The sequence below is a fragment of the Pelosinus propionicus DSM 13327 genome (assembly GCF_900114615.1).
Taxonomy (GTDB): Bacteria; Bacillota; Negativicutes; order DSM-13327; family DSM-13327; genus Pelosinus; species Pelosinus propionicus.
In genome coordinates this window covers 113,995-130,629 of sequence record NZ_FOTS01000006.1, presented here as the reverse complement: position 1 = coordinate 130,629, position 16,635 = coordinate 113,995, and the positions used below count along the sequence as shown (strand labels likewise).

Here is a 16,635-nt window from a genome sequence, read left to right as displayed (position 1 = left end):
ATCAATGGAAAGAGAGTGCATGAGAAGGATGAAGGCTATTTATTTACAATCACCTGGGGATATTAAAGTGGAAGAAGTCGCTTATCCGCAGCGTGGGGAAAATGAAGTTTTAATTAAGACACGGAGTTTGGGAATATGCGGTTCCGATATTGGTGCCTATATGGGGACGAATCCTCTTGTATCCTATCCCCGGATCATCGGACATGAAGCAGCTGGTGAAGTGGTAGCAGTACCAGAAGGCGAGACGGAGCTAGCGATTGGCGATCATGTGGTGATTGAACCTTATGTATATTGTGGAGAATGTTACCCATGTCAAAATGACCGTACGAATTGCTGCGAAAATTTGACCGTTAGAGGGGTACACATTGACGGAGCCATGTCCGAGTATTTTGTTCATCCCAGGAACTTAGTGCATAAAGTACCAAAAGAAATACCTTGGAATTTGCTGGCTATGGTTGAACCGTTAACCATTTCCATGCATGCTGTGAAGCGTTCCCGTGTAAAAGCAGGAGAATATGTGGCAATTACTGGATCTGGTCCTATTGGCCTGCTGGCAGCGCAGTATGCATTAACCCTGAATGCGATACCGATTGTAGTAGACCCTGTGGAAGAAAGATTGGAATTTGCCAAACAACTAGGAGTAAAGTATACTGTTAATCCAGTGAAAGTTGATGCAATTAATGAAATAAAGACGATTACAAATGGTAGAATGGCAGAGGTCATTATCGAAGCATCTGGAAATGCTGCAGCTGTCCGCAGTAGTATTGATTATGTATCCTATGCGGGAAGAATTTCTCTTGTGGGCTGGCCGAAAAGTGAGATTTCTTTGCCTACAGCTTTGTTTACCAAGAAAGAACTGGACATTGTTGGTTCCAGAAACAGCTTCCATGCTTTTCCTGAAAGTGTCAAACTGGTAGGTGAGCATAAAGTGGATGTTGCCGCTGTAATCACAAAAACCATTTCTTTTGAAGACGTTCCTGCATTAGTCAGCGATATTGCAGCCCATCCTGGAAACTATCTCAAAGTAGTAGCGTTGCTATAGCTTTGACAAAAATACAGTCTCAACGATTCCTTTCAAGGTTTCGTTGAGATGGAAAATTTCAGAAAACAATGAATTGCGGTAAATTGATAGAGGTTTCTACTGGGTAATTACGAATATAAATAATTTAGGAGTGTGTTATTAGTATGGCAGGAATCACTAGAACCGAACTTACCAATCAAGCGATGGACAAAGCCAAGAATAAACTTGTACCTTTCATCCTGGTCATGTATATTTTTGCTTTTTTGGATCGCGCGAACATTGGTTTTGCAAAGCAGGCTTTTCAATTGGATACTGGCGTCAGCGATGCAGCCTTTGCTCTTGGCGCGGGTATCTTTTTCATCGGCTACGCGGTATTTGAAGTGCCGAGTAATATTATCATGCATCATGTGGGAGCAAGAGCTTGGTTAGCTCGTATTATGGTTACCTGGGGTCTGGTATCTGCCGGATTTGCTTGGGTATCAACAGAAACTCAATTTTTAGGGTTACGGGTTTTGTTGGGAATTGCAGAAGCGGGCTTTATGCCAGCGATTGTGTATTATTTTACTACCTGGTTTACAGAACGTCGTCGTAGTTCGGTAATGGGACTTTTTTGGCTTGGGCCGCCATTGGCGTTTATTTTCGGTTCGCCTTTATCCGGAATACTATTAGATATGAATGGGGTGCTTGGCTTTAAAGGCTGGCAGTGGATGTTCCTTGTAGAAGGTATATTGGCCGCTGCTATGGGTGTATGGGCTTATTGGTACCTAGTTGACAAACCTCAAGATGCAAAATGGCTTTCTGATGATGAGAAAAAAGCGTTGCTGACTGAATTAGAAGAGGAAAATGCGGCCAAACCGCAAGTGAAAGTTGGTCCGCTGAAAGTTTTGGGTAATCCTAAGGTCTTATTCTTAGCTGCTATTTGTTTTATGATTCAAGTGAGTAATTATGGTTTGAATTTCTATTTACCTACTCACGTTGCTGGATTGTTAGGGAAAAAAGTAGGTCTGGAAGTTGGGTTAATCAGTGCCATTCCTTGGATTTGTGCATTAGCCGCTACTGTTCTTCTTCCTCGCTATTCTGACAAAACAGGCAGTCGTGGTGTTTTAGCTGCTATCATTATTGGGGCAGCAGGTGCAGGGTTCATTGTTTCTGCTACAGGAAGTCCACTGCTTGGAATTTTGTCTCTATGCGTAGTTGCTTGCGGAAACTTGGCTTGTCAGCCTATTTTCTGGACGTTGCCTAGCAGATTTTTAAGTGGCGTAGCTGCAGCAAGCGGGATTGCCTTTATTAATTCCGTTGGTAACTTAGGCGGATTCCTTGCTCCCAACCTGCGTGTATGGGCTGAGCAGGCTTTTCACAATCCTTATGCGGGACTATATGCAATTGCAGTTTCTGGTTTTATTGGAGCAATTCTGCTCTTAATCTCCGTTCCTCTTGGTATCGGACAGAATCTCAAAGAGACATCAAAATCGGCTAATTCATAATCAAATTTGAGCCGGATTACTTCTCTTTATTGCAGTTTATAAAGCAAGAGTGGCTATTAAAGCCACTCTTGCAATAGTTGTAAATAAATGAATGTGGAGATGAATCACAATGCAATCACTCGATTTAAATAAGTTCCCAGCGATTGAATTGCCGCGGTTTATAAAAATCAAGCAGCATTTTAATCGGCAAAAAGTGGAAGATATTCCTGGTGAGGTTCGTCAGAAAATGGAGCCTTATTTAGGGGATTTAACTGGTAAGCGGATTGCCGTAGGAGTTGGCAGCCGGGGCGTTGCCAATATTGCTTTGGTTACAAAAACGGTAGTCGATACCTTAATAGAAGCGGGAGCCAAGCCCTTTATTATTCCAGTAATGGGAAGTCATGGAGGGGCTACACCAGAAGGCCAGGCTGACTTATTAGATTCTTTTGGGATCAGTGAAAGTACAATGGGAGTTCCAGTTGATGCTTCCATGGATGTGGAAGCGATTGGTGAATTTGAGCCTGGATCACCAATTTATGTGTGTAAAAGTGCCCTTGAGGCGGATGGGATCGTAATTATTCCAAGAATAAAGCCTCATACTTGTTTTCGAGGACCGATTGAAAGCGGCATTTGTAAAATGCTTGTGATTGGACTCGGCAAAAGGCTGGGGGCGGATTCGGTTCATAGCCGGGGGTTCGATCGCTTTGCGGAATTGATACCGAAAATTGGATGTATAATCGCGAAGAAAACCAAAGTGTTGTTTGCCGTTTCTCTGGTGGAAAATGCCTATGAAGACACCTATAAAATTGAAGTCGTTCCTAAGGATGATATTTTATTGTTAGAGAGAGAAGCAGCTCTGTTAGAGGAAGCTCGTAATTTGATGGGGCGTATTATGTTCCCTAAGTTTGACATACTGGTAATTGATGAAATTGGTAAAAATATTAGCGGTGACGGGCAAGATCCTAATGTTACCGGCCTGTATATTACAAAATGTGTAAGCGGTGGTCCTGAGTTTAAAAAGAGCATTATTTTGGATGTTACGGAAGAATCCCATGGAAATGCTAATGGAGTTGGGATGGTGGATGTTACAACTCGCAAGCTGTTTGATAAAATTGATTATATCAGCATGTACACGAATGCATATACCAGCACTGAGGTAGAAGCCGTGAAGATTCCCATGGTTGCAGCTACTTCTGAAGATGCGCTGCGCATGGCAGTAAAAATGTGTAATGGAATTGGCACAGGTCAACACAAAATTGTATGGATACAAAACACCTTAGAATTAACAACGATGCTGATTAGTGAGCCTTTACTTGCAGAAGCCGAGGCGAATTCAAATATTGAAGTAATTTCTGGTCCCAACTCTTTGAGCTTTGTTGAAGGAGAGCCCCAGAAAAACCTGATTTAATGTATAGTTGGTTGGAAATATCATAATAGCAAATCGTATAATCCGATGAATCTGGGAGGTCATTTATGAGTGAAGTGATTACAATTGGCGAGCCCATGGCCCTTTTGGTGGCTGATCACGAAGGTCCGCTTGAAGATATAGAACATTTTACGAAGTATGTTGCAGGTGCTGAAGTCAATTTTTCCATAGGCATGACTCGTTTAGGGCATTCTGTAACTTATATTACAAAGCTTGGTCAAGATCCTTTTGGCAAGTATATTAATAATTTTTTGCAGCAGCAGAATATTAAAACTCCGTATGTAAAATTTGATGATTCCAATCGCACTGGCATGCAGCTCAAAGCAAAAGTTAGTGTTGGAGATCCAGAGGTTTTTAATTTTCGCAAGGGTTCAGCTGCTTCTCATTTGAATCTCCATGATATTGAAGACATTAAGTGGGAAAATGTTAAGCATTTGCATCTGACAGGGATACCACCGGCTCTTTCTGCAACCTGCCGGTCGGTAACTTATAAATTGATCCAGACTGCAAAAGAGAATGGGGTTACCATTTCCTTTGATCCTAATTTAAGACTTCAATTGTGGGAGGATAAGGAGGAAATGGTTCAGATTATTAATGAGTTAGCCTCACAGAGTGATATTGTTTTACCAGGAGTCAACGAAGGTCTTTTGTTAATGGGCAGTGATGATGAGAGTGCCATTGCAGATTTTTATTTGAATAAGGGCGTTTCGACAGTGATTGTGAAGTTAGGAGAAAAGGGTGCTTTTGTAAAAACGAAAGAAGATTCTTTTATTGTGCCAGGCTTTAAAGTTGAAAAAGTTGTAGATACAGTTGGTGCTGGTGATGGATTTGCAGTGGGAGTGATTAGCGGGCTTTTAGAAGGGCTTTCTCTTAAAGATGCTGTACGCAGAGGGAATGCTGTTGGTGCACTTGCCGTTATGTCGCCTGGTGACAATGATGGACTTCCTAATTCGGATCAGTTAAAAACCTACATGATGGGCATAAATCGTTAAGGGGACGGATGAAATTGGAAAAAGAAAAAGTAATTACAAAAATATGTGATGGTGGATTAGTAGCTGTCATAAGAGCGGAAACAAGTGAACAGGCAAAAAAAATTACGGAAGCATGTATTGCTGGCGGCGTCACCGCCATTGAGCTTACCTTTACAGTTCCTGGTGCTCACGAGATCATCAGCGAATTGGCGAAATTATATTCTCCAGAGGAAATACTATTGGGAGCCGGTACCGTACTTGATCCTGAGACTGCTAGAATTGCAATTTTAAGCGGTGCCCAATATGTTGTTTCACCTAGCTTAAATCTTGATACTATCAAATTGTGTAATCGTTATCGTATACCTGTGATGCCTGGTGCCATGACGATTAAAGAAGTTGTGGAAGGCATGGAAGCTGGTGCTGATATTATTAAAGTATTTCCCGGTGAATTATTTGGGCCTACCTTCGTTAAAGCCATCAGAGGACCATTGCCTCAAGCACGGATTATGCCTACAGGCGGCGTAAGTGTTGAAAACGTAGGAGAGTGGATCAAGGCTGGATGCGTTGCTGTTGGTGTCGGCGGCAACATTACCGCAGGTGCTAAGACTGGCGATTATCAGTCGATTACAGACAAGGCGAAAGAATTCGTAGAAGCGATACGCTTAGCTCGATTATAAAAAAGAAGAGTTTAAAAAATGATCATTCCTAGTGTATCACAGGATAGTTGATGGAATGCGGCAGAGTTCAATTGAACTCTGCTTTTTTATGATAGAATCAGATTCATAAGTATTGTAAGAAAATAGGCACACAAATTCTTTATAGTATCTTCACAAGATCTTCACATTTTCTTTGTATACTATCAATATAAGTTTATATGAGGAGTGATGATTATGGTTATGACACACTATATGGAATTGCTGGCTGTTAACCAGCCATGGAATTTAATTTTGTATATGGTTATTCCTGTAGCCTTGGCAGAAGCACTTGTTGCAACCGAATTTTTTACGGTTTTCCTGCGTGGGTCCAATGCTGGCGGATGGAAGACAGCTAATAAAGCAATTGGTATTTTTCTGGGGTTTTACTTTCTGGGAGTCTTCCTCAATTTAATAACCACTGTTATTCCTACGATTCAATGGCGCGGCATTGCTGATATACTTGCAGTAGGTTCTTATCTCAGTGGTGTAATTCCGCTGTTCAGCATTGCTTTATTGGAACTCGGTGTAATCGCCAAGGGGAAATCGGATGATGAAAAGATGAAACTTCATTTCATTCTATTGACCGTATTTCTCGTTGTTGCTCACGTAGCTATGATTTTCGGGATGGTGGATCCGACGATTATGGGATGGGATCCTAATGCTGTTGGTGGGAATACGCCACCTATGCAACATAAGCATCCATAAAAATTTCGAGTATGATAGCAAAGCAGCTTTTCCTGCAGGAAAGGCTGCTTTGCTGTTTTACTCAGTCATATCCGCCAGTAACTGCCGATATTGCAGAAAGACAAGCAAATGCGGTACAATAGCATCGATATGAGCGAATAGTATTTTCACAATAAGTGTGTGTTGTATCTTATAGAATGTGGTTGCTTTTATACTGGTTGTCATGGGTACGGAGGTGTGATAAATGAAGGTGTTAGTAGTGGATGATGATGAGAAAATTGTAAAAGTGCTGGTAACCTATCTGAGAAAAGAGGGCTATATGATAGAAACAGCTATGGATGGCAGGAATGCAGTGAAGAAGGTACGGCAATGGGAGCCTGATGTGGTATTGCTGGATGTGATGCTGCCAGAACTAGATGGCTGGGAAGTATGCAAGGAAATTCGGCGAGATAGCGATGTGCCGATTATTATGCTCACTGCGCGGGATGCTGAGACTGATCGGGTCATTGGGCTGGAAATCGGGGCTGATGACTATGTAGCAAAGCCTTTTAGTCCTCGGGAGCTATCCTTAGGCGGGTTAAGCCTGAGGGGCGGCGAGACAAAGCTTTAAATGTACTGTCTGTTGGAGAAATAGCATTACATCCGCATAACCGCACCTTAATAGTGCAAGGTAACCCTGTCGAGTTGACACCTACCGAGTATAAACTGCTGGAACTGTTTTTGACCCATCCTGGTCAAGTCTTGTCTCGGCTGCAGTTAATTGAGAAAGTACAAGGCTATGCTTTTGAAGGCTATGAACGTACGGTTGATTCTCATATTAAAAACCTTCGCAAAAAGCTTGGCGATTCCTATGGTGAACCTCGTTATATCAAAACTGTTTATGGTGTTGGTTATAAGCTGGCGGGTGATTCCTGTGGGTAGTCTTCTGATTCGGGTAATGGTCACTTTCTTTGTAACAACGGTTGCTGTTATTGTGGGACTTATCCTGGTCGTCAACTATCAGGTATCCGAAAATTTTAATTCGTATTTATATATGAGCGGCATGCATGGCATGATGATGAATCATGGCAATATGGCTTCTATGATGGGATCACCAGAAAAGCAGTTTATGATATCGTTAAAGCAGTCTTTACTATTGGCTGCAGGGGGGATGCTGCTAATTGGAGCTGGCGTTAGCTATTATTTGGCCCGCAATATTGCGACTCCGGTGATTGACTTGAACCGAGCAGTCAATGCAGTGGCAGCAGGAAACTTGGATGCTGCCGTTAGTGTGGAAAGGCAAGACGAAGTGGGGCAATTAGCCATGGCGTTTAACGCCATGACTGTCAAATTAAAATCCAATACTGTCTTGCGCCAACGCTTTTTGGCTGGGATAGCTCACGAACTTAGAACACCGCTGACAATACTGAAGGCTAATCTGGAAGGCATCGCAGATGGTGTCATTACTCCGAACGTAGAGCAAATGAGTTCGCTGACTGAAGAAGTTGATCGGCTAACCAAGCTGGTCGGAGAACTTAGAGATCTTTCTTTATTAGAGGCAGGGCAACTACAGGCAGAATTCACTCTATTAGACGTAGCCCAACTACTGCGTGAGATTGTAGGGAAAAGTAAGCCTCTTGCTGGTGAAAAATGCATCAGCCTGCGTATAGAAACAGAGGATCGGCTGCCATTGATTTGGGCGGATGGGGATATGGTTAACCAAATGGTGTACAATCTTGTCTTAAATGCCATCAAATATACTTCTGACGGTGGACAGATTAGCGTAAGGGCAGCTGCTGAAAATGACATGATTAAAATTGCGGTTACTGATACCGGAATTGGAATTGCAGTGGAAGATCTTGAACATGTTTTTGATTATTTTTACCGTGTTGACCCGGCTAGGACCAAAGCAAGCGGCGGTACTGGCTTAGGTCTAGCCCTTGTCAAGCAAATGGCTTTGGTCCATGGCGGTAAGATCAAGGCTGAAAGTACGTTAGGCCAGGGCAGTACCTTCAGCGTCCTGCTGCCGATTGATCTACATTAAAAACCCACAGTTTCTCCATAAAATCTCCACAATGTTAGGCTATACTAGGCTTAACACAAAGGAGGTATATGAACTATGATGATGGGGTATGGCTTCGGCGGACCCTTCGGTTGGCTGGGCATGATCCTGGGGATACTTGTTCATTTGGCGTTTACCGCTCTTGTTATTATGGCGGCAGCCTGGCTATTTAAGGCGTTATTCCGTGGTGGCAGCCAAAATGAGCTTCGGATTGACGCTTTGGAGATATTAAAACAGCGGTATGCCAAAGGGGAAATTACTACTGATGAGTATCAGCGTATGAAAAAAGAGATGGAATAAACACAAATTTTCCACAAAGGCTCCATCATTTCTCCACAATGATGGGATACAATAAAAATAAATAAAAAGCAGGAGGGAAACCCTATGAAAAAGAAAATTATTATGTTTACGATGTTAGCAGCTCTGATGGCTGTGCCCGTATTTGCCGCAACTACTGATCAGACTCAGGCACAAAATGATTGGTTCAATCAAATGTCTCAAAATCATCAGCAAATGATGCAGCAGGCAGTGGACAATGGCACTATCACTACCGAGCAAGCGGCTCAGATGAATGAGCATATGCAGCAAATGGCTCCTGTCATGCAAAAAATGATGCAAAATGGCGGTACGATGGGAATTTGCAATAACAATAACACCAAGTAATGTGGAAAAAAGGACCTGTCTCAAAATACAAAAGTATGAGAGACAGGTTTTTATAATGTGCGTAGTTTCTTCCCATGTATATTAAATTGTTCTTTAACATCAAATGTTCGAACACTTTACACCATTTGTTTTACCGTCTCTTGGGTTTGATTCCTTGTTCTAACAATTCATTGTCTAATCTCGCATAAGTAATGTTTCTATATTCTTCGAATGAAATTTCGTGAACGATTTCAGTGACTTTTCCAACCAGCGAAAGATGATAGATCGCATCTTCTTTTTGCTTCTTGACTATCACATATTCTTTCCCATCCAAATCTGTAATCAATTTAAGTGTAACGTCGGCGTTCTCTGTTTCCTCACCCATAATCGTGTCTTTCGTTGTCCTATAGGTTCTGTACATTTACACTATCCTCGTTTTCCCAGGAATCGAGTCTTGTGCTTCGTAAATGTGGCGAGGAGGAGTCCCCGCCACGTGCTGGTGCGGTGCTTTTGCCCCAACTGCATACTTTTTTCTTACCTTGGATTGCTACCAATTTATATCCCCCCATCTTCATCCTGCAGGAGGTTTCTTCTATCCACAGCTCAGGATAGAAGAAACCAGCATACAGTTTGTTTCAGGGGAAATTAAAAAAACGCATATGCGAGGTCTTTTCAACCTACACATGCGCTTTGCTTCGTCTTGACTGCGCGCAGACGCTAAGCCTCTGCCAAAACCCACAATTTTACTATTCCGAATCTTGCATCCCTTGTTTTCAAGGAAAGATCACGGTATAATAAATTGTCGTCGTAGACAGCTAGCTGTTACGTGTAGGTGCTACCACACCTGCTCGTGCCTGGGAGTGCTCTAACACTCTCAGGACACGGCGACTTTTTTAATTTCCACCTATTTCTAATTATAGTATATTTTATAGAGATTGCAAGCTAAAATAGAGTGGAAGAAGTCCCTAAAATTCTAATTATGTTATGCTGCAATAAAAAACCTTCAGGTTTATCGTAAAACTCGGAAATAGAGGAAGAAGCTTCCTCTATTTTTGTATACCCGTTTTTAAAGCCAATTTTAGATCATGCAATTATTTGTTTTTCCACTAGTTGGTGAGAGATGACGTTTTTAGCATACGTAGACGATGAAAAGAAAACTTCATACGTTATTCAAACTTTCTTCATAAGTTCTTCACATCTGTTTAGTAGAATAAAAGTAGAATCAGGGTAATAAAGATGACTTGATCAGGTGGTGTTTAGCTCGATCTAAATCTTAGCGGCACTTATCAGAGCTCCGACTTGTAGAAGAGGGAGTTTTAGAGCGATTGGTCATGAGATAAGGGCATAGCGGTATAGGAGTACATAAAGAATGACAAGAACAAGGAATGAGGAGAGTATTGAGTATGAATAAAAAAGTAACGCGAATGATCTTTGCTGCTTTGGCAGCGGTGTTTATATCGGGTACAGCTTTGCTGCCAAACGCCACCAAGGCGTTTGCTGCTGAACCAACAAATCAAGAGCAGCCAGCACCGCCGGAGGATGCCCCGAAAGATAGCGGTAATGAGCATTCAGGTCATCATATGTAATAGCAATGCAGCCTTTCCATTAGGAAGGGCTGTTTTTATAACAATGAATGAGGAGAGAGTACCAAGTAGTTATGAAATAAAAATAACATAAGTTCTTCAAACTTTCTTCACAAAATCTTCATATTAGTTGGATATGATAGACATCAATATAAAGATCAATCGAGGTGAAACACAATGTGGGGCTTACTTATAATCCAATTGGCAGTGATGGGGTATTTATGGTGCTATCTTACAAATCGAACGGAGGGGCTAATCGCTAAAGAAGAATGAGGATAAACCAACATAATTGTCTTCAATAAGGGGACGAAGGGGGATATATGAACGTAGGAAGATGGTTTCGATGCAAAGTATTATCATTGACTGCTATGCTCGTATTGGGATTTATAATACCAGTTATGGCGGAACAAGCCCAGGAGACTCTATCTTTAAAAGAGATAGTGGATACTGCCGTCAAGAATAATCCAGCCGTCATTGAGAGTCAAAAACGCTGGGAAGAAAAAGAGGCTCGCATTCCCCTGGCAAAAGCCTGGGCAAATCCTCAATTTGGGATTATGAAAGATGATATACCTAAGAGCAGCTTAAATCCTTTTGATGCAATGATGACGGAATACACGTTTACCCAGGACATTATGAATCCGTCTAAATTGAAAGCCATGGGTAAAATGGCTGGCAGTGATGCTGCAATGACGAAAGCGAATTATCAAGATAAGCAGATGGAAGCCTATGCTGCGGCGAAAACTGCCTATTATGATTTGCTCTATGCTGATAAAGCCCTGGAAATCGGCAAGGAAAATCAGCAGCTCATGGGCCAGCTGGTGCAGATTGCTCAGGTTAACTATTCCACTGGAATGGTACCTCTGCAAGATGCCTTGCGAGCGCAAACTGAGTTTTCAAAAATGACTACTGATCTCTTAAGCATGGCTTCGATGGCGGCAGTAGCCCAGGCCAAAGTTAATACTGTCCTTGGCCGTACTGCCGATACACCCCTGGCGGTGAAAGAAGAGTTCAGCGCGCCGCCTCCTGATTTTGATTTAACAAAATTGCAAACAGAAGCGCAAGCTGGTAAACCAGCTGTTGTAGGTATGGAACGGCAAGTGGAGATGGCGAAGAACGGTGTGGAATTGGCGAAGAAACAGCAGTTACCAGATTATCAATTCAGCATTGGCTACAAGGATAGAAAACAAACGATGATGGATACGACACCTGATACCTGGAAAATGGAAGTTATGGTTATGCTGCCTATTTGGCAGGGGAAAAATAAAGCAGAAATTAAATCTGCTGAGGCTAGCTTGGGTGCAGCTCAGGCTTCATTGAGCAATATGCAAAATATGACTGATCTGGACTTGCAGATGGCATTGACCGAAGCGCAGTCAGCTTGGCGTCAGATCGACCTGTATAAGAATACCGTAATTCCCCAAGCGGAACAAACCTACCAGGCCGGAGTCGTGAGCTATACCAACGGCAAAGTGGATTTCATGGCTGTCCTGGATAGTCTAAATGCTCTCCGTAATGTGAGATTGGATTACTATAAAGCCCGCGTTAATTATGAAAAAGCGGTAGCTAATTTAGAAAAAGCGGTAGGGAAGCCCCTATTTACGAGTGGGACTCAGCCATAATGAGCAAGCCAGATAAAGGAGAGGACAGGATGATCGAAAAACTGCGGGACAAAAAGAAAATTATCATAGGGGTGACTGCTGGTGTGCTAGTATTCGGTGGTGCTGGCTACTACTATACTACGCAGCACAGTAAGCCGTCGGCTATTGATCATACCGGACATCAAATGTCTGGGCCGGTTATGGCTATGGGAGATACTGTCACCCTGGATGCCAAGGCCAGACAATTAGCCGGAGTGCAAACGGCGCAAGCAATCGTCAAGGCGCTTGCTAAGGAAGTCAAAACCACTGGCAAGATTGCCATGAATGAAAGCGGACGGACTTATATTACTTCCCGGGTCGAAGGGCGGGTAGATGAACTGTATATAACCGCTGATGGTGAGTATATTGCTCCTGGGCAAGCCATCGCCGCCGTATACAGCCCAACTTATATTGCAGCCCAGGAAGAATATTTATTAACACTGGACAATGTGCAAAAACTGCAAAACGCTGGCAAAGATGTGGTCCAGATCAACAATCGACTGCGGGAAGCAGCGAAGCGAAAACTACAACTGTTAAACGTGCCTGATCGTGATATCGCTCATCTGGAGCATACCAAAAAGCCTAATGAGCATATGACTATTTATGCCCAGTTCGGCGGCACCGTCCTGGAAAAACAATTGCTGCCGGGAGCATACATTATGCCTGGCGATAAACTGTACAGTCTGTCAGACTTATCCACCGTTTGGCTGTATACTGATATTTATGAAAAAGACATAGCCAGTATTAAAACAGGCCAGCCGGTCGTGGTAACCAGCGGCGCGTATCCGGGAGAAACCTTTACCGGACAAGTGACCTTTATTAACCCGGTGCTTGATGATGCCACCCGGACAGTCAAAGTACGGGTGGCAATGGCCAATCCTAGCGGCAAATTAAAACCCAATATGTTTGTTAACGCCAATGTTCAATTACCGCTGGGGGAGAGCCTGGTTATACCGGAATCTAGTTTGCTGGATACTGGCAGCCGTAAAATCGTATTTGTCGCGCAAAGTGAAGATACCTTTGTCAAACGAGATGTAGTCATAGGACAATACGCCGAAGGCTATGTTCAGATACTGTCCGGACTACAGCCTGGTGACACCGTGGTAACAGCGGCTACCTTCCTCATTGATTCCCAAACGAAATTAGGCAGCTTTGGCTCTCATGCCGGTCACGGTGGCGGGGCCGCTAAAGAGACGAGTACACCATCACCCGTGAATGGTACAAATAGCGGTGCGGTTGCTCCTTCTGGGAGTGAACACAGCGGCCATGGTGGTCAGTAAGGAGGGGCAACATGCTGAATCAATTAATCGAATTTTCCTTGAAAAACCGCGTGATTATTCTGGTATTATCTGCACTCGTCATTGTCTGGGGAATCTTCGTTGTACGGGATACCCCAATCGATGCTTTTCCTGATCTAAGTGAAAACCAGGTGCTTGTCTCGGCGGACTGGATGGGGCGTGGACCTCAGGAAATCCAGGATCAGGTCACGTATCCATTGGAGACTGCCTTGCGTGGGCTGCCTAAGGTGAAAGAAGTACGCTCAGCTTCCTCATTTGGGATGTCGCTCATAACCGTCATCTTTGAAGACGGTGTAGAGCCTTACTTTGCCCGTCAAGTGGTAAACGAAAAAGTGCAGCAGGCCATTCCTCAATTGCCCCGGGGCGTGCAGCCTGCCTTGGGACCAGTCAGTACACCCATGGGTCAAGTCTTTATGTATACCATAGAAAGCGATCGTCATAATCTGGCTGATCTGCGTACGGTTGAGGATTTTACCATCAAGCAGCAGCTCAGTGCGGTGCCTGGAGTTGCAGAAGTCGCCAGCATTGGCGGCTATGTGATGCAATATCAGATCAATCTTGATCCTCATCTTTTGCAAAACTATCGAATTACTTTCAACCAGGTATTTGGGGCACTTGGTGCCAACAATGCGAATATTGGTGCGAAAGTTGTTGAGCAAAATGGTCAGGAATTTATTATCCGCGGATTAGGATTAATCCAGTCTCCTGATGATATTAAAAACATTGTGATCTCGCAAAATAACAATGTACCTATTTACATCAAGGATGTAGCCAACGTAACTACTGGACCGGATTTTCGCCGGGGTGTGCTAACCAAATCTGGTTATGAAGCGGCTGGGGGGATTGTCATTCAGCGTATGGGCGAAAACACCCTCGACGTGATTGACCAAGTGAAAGCCAAGATTGCTGAAATCCAGCCGTCATTACCGGAAGGCATGCGGATTGTACCTTTTTATGACCAGACGGATCTGGTAAAAAAAGCAGTCAATACGCTGACCCGGGCATTAATTGAAGAATTTATTTTAGTCTCAATCATTGTCATTCTCTTTTTAGGGAATGTCCGCTCCAGCCTGATTGTGACCAGTGCCATTCCCATTGGTATTTTGATTGCGCTGTTTGCCATGAAAGAAATTCATCTGTCGGCTAACCTAATGTCCCTTGGCGGCATTGCCATCGGAATTGGTGTCATGACGGATGCAGCGATTGTTATGGTGGAAAATATTTATCGCCATTTGGCGGAGGATGGCGGTCGACGCAGTATTATTGATGTGACGCTGGAAGCGGCCAAAGAAGTAGCAGCACCCATCTTTTTTTCCATTACGATTATTATTGTCACCTTTCTGCCTGTATTTACGATGACAGGGACGGAAGGCAAGATGTATACTCCGATGGCCTGGGCAAAATCCTTTGCTATGAGCGGATCACTGCTGCTGGCTTTCACCTTGGTACCGGTGTTGTGCACCTTGCTGCTCAAAGGTAAAATTCAGGAAAAAGACACCTGGATTGTTGCTAAGCTGCATCAATGGTATGTGCCCACTTTGAAATCAGTATTAAAGCACAGCAAAATCACCATTAGTATCGCAGTCGTCGTAATGATTGCCGGATTTTCCCTGCTGCCTTTCATTGGCACTACCTTTATGCCGGAATTGGATGAAGGAACGTTTCTGGTCATGCCGACCATGCTGCCTAGTGTGTCGTTAACCGAGGCATTGGAAGCGGCTAAAACTATGGATAAAGTCATCATGGATATTCCGGAAGTCGACATGTCGGTGGGGAAGGTAGGCCGAGCTGAGTCTGCTATGGATCCTGCACCGATTAGTATGATTGAAACCATTGTCACGCTGAAACCGAAAGAACAATGGCGCGACGGCATGACAAAACAAAAAATTGAACAAGAAATGATGGTTAAACTTGCCAATATGCCTGGGCTTAATTTTGCCTTTACCCAGCCTATTGCGGGACGGTTGTCCATGCTGACAACGGGAGTTCGTACGGAACTAGGTATTAAACTTTATGGAGAAGACTTACAGGTGCTGCAGCAAAAAGCCTTCGACATTGAAAAGGCACTGGCAACCGTGCCAGGAGTTAGCGATCTCTTGGCTGAGCGGGTCTTTGGCGCATCCTATCTAGAGATTCAGGTCAACCGGGAAAAAGCAGCTCGGTATGGTCTTAATATTGCCGATGTAGAAGATGCCGTAGAATTAGCGGTAGGCGGTAAAAATGCCACTACTACCATTGAAGGACGCAAGCGCTTTAACGTTTTGGTGCGTTACAATCGGGAAAATCGGGAATCCATTGATGCTATGGAAAACATTCTCATTCCGGTAACAGGTGGCGGCGCGGCGAAAAGTAGCGGTGACGGAATGAGTGCAGGCATGGGTGGCGGTACAGCTGCTGCAGTGACCGCCCCGGCTACTGGTGCTTATGTGCCGCTGGGCGAAGTGGCTCAGTTTCAGGTAGTAGATGGTCCGTCAATGATTAGCAGTGAAAATGGGATTTATCGGATGATCGTCCAGATGAATACGAGGGGACGGGACGTGGTCAGTTTTGTAAATGAAGCTAACAAAGTCATAAAAGAAAAAGTTGATTTACCTGCTGGATACTCCTTAAAATGGACGGGGCAGTATGAAAATCAGCAGCGTGCAAAAGATCGACTGTCTTTAGTAGTACCAGCAGTCATTGTGCTCACATTCTTCTTACTCTATATGACATTTAAGTCTGCCAGTGATGCTTTCCTTATTTTGATGAACATTCCTTTTTCCTTGGTGGGTGGCATTGTAGCTATGTATGTTACTGGCACCTACATGACTGTAGCAGCTGCTGTTGGCTTCATCGCTCTCTTTGGAATAGCGGTGCAAAATGGGGTCATTATGGTTACCTATATTAAACATCTGCGGGATCACCGAACCTTGGAAGAAGCTATCACCGAAGGTGCATTTACCCGTTTGCGACCGGTTATGATTACCGCATTGGTTGCTAGTTTAGGATTGTTCCCATTAATCTTTGCAACGGGTACTGGTGCCGAGGTGCAGCGCCCGATGGCCACGGTTGTCGTGGGTGGTCTAGTTACTTCCACGATTTTGACCCTGATTGTGCTGCCTTGCATCTATCTAGTCTGGAATCAGTGGCGGGAGCGTAGGAACAGGAGAAGTTAAATCAATTAAATTATTGGAG

At 43.7% G+C, this 16,635-nt stretch carries 14 protein-coding genes and 1 pseudogene; 14 read left to right on the top strand and 1 reads right to left on the bottom strand.

The features are described 5' to 3' along the window. The first annotated feature begins 19 nt into the window (after nucleotides 1–19). From BMZ99_RS04740 to BMZ99_RS04695, 10 genes and pseudogenes are all read left to right on the top strand, one after another. Nucleotides 20–1,042 (top strand): zinc-binding alcohol dehydrogenase family protein, encoded by a 1,023-nt coding sequence (locus BMZ99_RS04740; protein ID WP_090933450.1) that lies wholly within the window; start codon nucleotides 20–22, stop codon nucleotides 1,040–1,042. A gap of 143 nt (nucleotides 1,043–1,185) precedes the next feature. Further along, complete coding sequence (locus BMZ99_RS04735; protein WP_090933448.1) at nucleotides 1,186–2,505, top strand: MFS transporter; 1,320 nt, start codon at nucleotides 1,186–1,188, stop codon at nucleotides 2,503–2,505. A gap of 109 nt (nucleotides 2,506–2,614) precedes the next feature. Next, nucleotides 2,615–3,892 carry a nickel pincer cofactor-dependent isomerase, group 22 gene (locus BMZ99_RS04730; protein WP_090933446.1) on the top strand — a complete coding sequence of 426 codons (1,278 nt, stop codon included), beginning with the start codon at nucleotides 2,615–2,617 and terminating at the stop codon, nucleotides 3,890–3,892. Between the two features lie 65 nt (nucleotides 3,893–3,957). After that, complete coding sequence (locus BMZ99_RS04725; RefSeq protein WP_090933444.1) at nucleotides 3,958–4,902, top strand: sugar kinase; 945 nt, start codon at nucleotides 3,958–3,960, stop codon at nucleotides 4,900–4,902. A 14-nt stretch (nucleotides 4,903–4,916) separates the two neighbouring features. Next, the gene (locus tag BMZ99_RS04720) at nucleotides 4,917–5,558 is read left to right on the top strand and encodes a bifunctional 2-keto-4-hydroxyglutarate aldolase/2-keto-3-deoxy-6-phosphogluconate aldolase (RefSeq protein WP_090933496.1); all 642 of its coding nucleotides are present in this window, start codon (nucleotides 4,917–4,919) and stop codon (nucleotides 5,556–5,558) included. A 213-nt stretch (nucleotides 5,559–5,771) separates the two neighbouring features. Next, a complete protein-coding gene (locus tag BMZ99_RS04715; RefSeq protein WP_090933442.1) occupies nucleotides 5,772–6,281 on the top strand; it encodes a DUF6803 family protein in 510 nt (169 codons plus the stop codon). A gap of 223 nt (nucleotides 6,282–6,504) precedes the next feature. Beyond that, nucleotides 6,505–7,181, top strand: a pseudogene (locus BMZ99_RS04710) (response regulator transcription factor). After that, nucleotides 7,141–8,283 (top strand): sensor histidine kinase, encoded by a 1,143-nt coding sequence (locus BMZ99_RS04705; protein ID WP_245754821.1) that lies wholly within the window; start codon nucleotides 7,141–7,143, stop codon nucleotides 8,281–8,283. The pseudogene BMZ99_RS04710 and the gene BMZ99_RS04705 overlap by 41 nt, the downstream one beginning before the upstream one ends. A 75-nt stretch (nucleotides 8,284–8,358) precedes the next feature. Then, on the top strand, nucleotides 8,359–8,601 hold the full coding sequence (locus BMZ99_RS04700; protein WP_090933438.1) for an SHOCT domain-containing protein: 243 nt from the start codon (nucleotides 8,359–8,361) through the stop codon (nucleotides 8,599–8,601). A gap of 84 nt (nucleotides 8,602–8,685) precedes the next feature. Then, nucleotides 8,686–8,964 (top strand): DUF2680 domain-containing protein, encoded by a 279-nt coding sequence (locus tag BMZ99_RS04695; RefSeq protein ID WP_090933436.1) that lies wholly within the window; start codon nucleotides 8,686–8,688, stop codon nucleotides 8,962–8,964. A 130-nt stretch (nucleotides 8,965–9,094) separates the two neighbouring features. Here BMZ99_RS04695 and BMZ99_RS04690 read toward each other — a convergent pair whose 3' ends face one another. After that, nucleotides 9,095–9,364, bottom strand: a complete 270-nt coding sequence (locus BMZ99_RS04690) for a hypothetical protein (protein ID WP_090933434.1) — start codon at nucleotides 9,362–9,364, stop codon at nucleotides 9,095–9,097. Between the two features lie 982 nt (nucleotides 9,365–10,346). Here BMZ99_RS04690 and BMZ99_RS04685 point away from each other — a divergent pair. The 4 genes from BMZ99_RS04685 (at nucleotide 10,347) to BMZ99_RS04670 (ending at nucleotide 16,616) form a co-directional block, all read left to right on the top strand. Next, entirely contained in the window at nucleotides 10,347–10,529 is a 183-nt protein-coding gene (locus BMZ99_RS04685) for a hypothetical protein (RefSeq protein ID WP_245754823.1), read from the top strand. Between the two features lie 317 nt (nucleotides 10,530–10,846). After that, a complete protein-coding gene (locus tag BMZ99_RS04680; RefSeq protein ID WP_090933430.1) occupies nucleotides 10,847–12,145 on the top strand; it encodes a TolC family protein in 1,299 nt (432 codons plus the stop codon). 29 nt (nucleotides 12,146–12,174) lie between these two features. After that, nucleotides 12,175–13,443, top strand: coding sequence for an efflux RND transporter periplasmic adaptor subunit (locus BMZ99_RS04675; protein WP_090933428.1), 1,269 nt, complete (start codon nucleotides 12,175–12,177; stop codon nucleotides 13,441–13,443). An 11-nt stretch (nucleotides 13,444–13,454) separates the two neighbouring features. Continuing rightward, complete coding sequence (locus tag BMZ99_RS04670) at nucleotides 13,455–16,616, top strand: efflux RND transporter permease subunit (RefSeq protein ID WP_090933426.1); 3,162 nt, start codon at nucleotides 13,455–13,457, stop codon at nucleotides 16,614–16,616. Nucleotides 16,617–16,635: the final 19 nt, after the last annotated feature.

Excerpts from the sequence above, each read along its gene's own strand:
- BMZ99_RS04740 (WP_090933450.1), top strand. The coding sequence starts at position 20 with ATGAGAAGGATGAAGGCTATTTATTTACAATCACCTGGGGATATTAAA.
- BMZ99_RS04735 (WP_090933448.1), top strand. The coding sequence starts at position 1,186 with ATGGCAGGAATCACTAGAACCGAACTTACCAATCAAGCGATGGACAAA.
- BMZ99_RS04730 (WP_090933446.1), top strand. The coding sequence starts at position 2,615 with ATGCAATCACTCGATTTAAATAAGTTCCCAGCGATTGAATTGCCGCGG.
- BMZ99_RS04725 (WP_090933444.1), top strand. The coding sequence starts at position 3,958 with ATGAGTGAAGTGATTACAATTGGCGAGCCCATGGCCCTTTTGGTGGCT.
- BMZ99_RS04715 (WP_090933442.1), top strand. The coding sequence starts at position 5,772 with ATGGTTATGACACACTATATGGAATTGCTGGCTGTTAACCAGCCATGG.
- BMZ99_RS04705 (WP_245754821.1), top strand. The coding sequence starts at position 7,141 with ATGGTGTTGGTTATAAGCTGGCGGGTGATTCCTGTGGGTAGTCTTCTG.
- BMZ99_RS04700 (WP_090933438.1), top strand. The coding sequence starts at position 8,359 with ATGATGATGGGGTATGGCTTCGGCGGACCCTTCGGTTGGCTGGGCATG.
- BMZ99_RS04695 (WP_090933436.1), top strand. The coding sequence starts at position 8,686 with ATGAAAAAGAAAATTATTATGTTTACGATGTTAGCAGCTCTGATGGCT.
- BMZ99_RS04690 (WP_090933434.1), bottom strand. The coding sequence starts at position 9,364 with ATGTACAGAACCTATAGGACAACGAAAGACACGATTATGGGTGAGGAA.
- BMZ99_RS04685 (WP_245754823.1), top strand. The coding sequence starts at position 10,347 with ATGAATAAAAAAGTAACGCGAATGATCTTTGCTGCTTTGGCAGCGGTG.
- BMZ99_RS04680 (WP_090933430.1), top strand. The coding sequence starts at position 10,847 with ATGAACGTAGGAAGATGGTTTCGATGCAAAGTATTATCATTGACTGCT.
- BMZ99_RS04675 (WP_090933428.1), top strand. The coding sequence starts at position 12,175 with ATGATCGAAAAACTGCGGGACAAAAAGAAAATTATCATAGGGGTGACT.
- BMZ99_RS04670 (WP_090933426.1), top strand. The coding sequence starts at position 13,455 with ATGCTGAATCAATTAATCGAATTTTCCTTGAAAAACCGCGTGATTATT.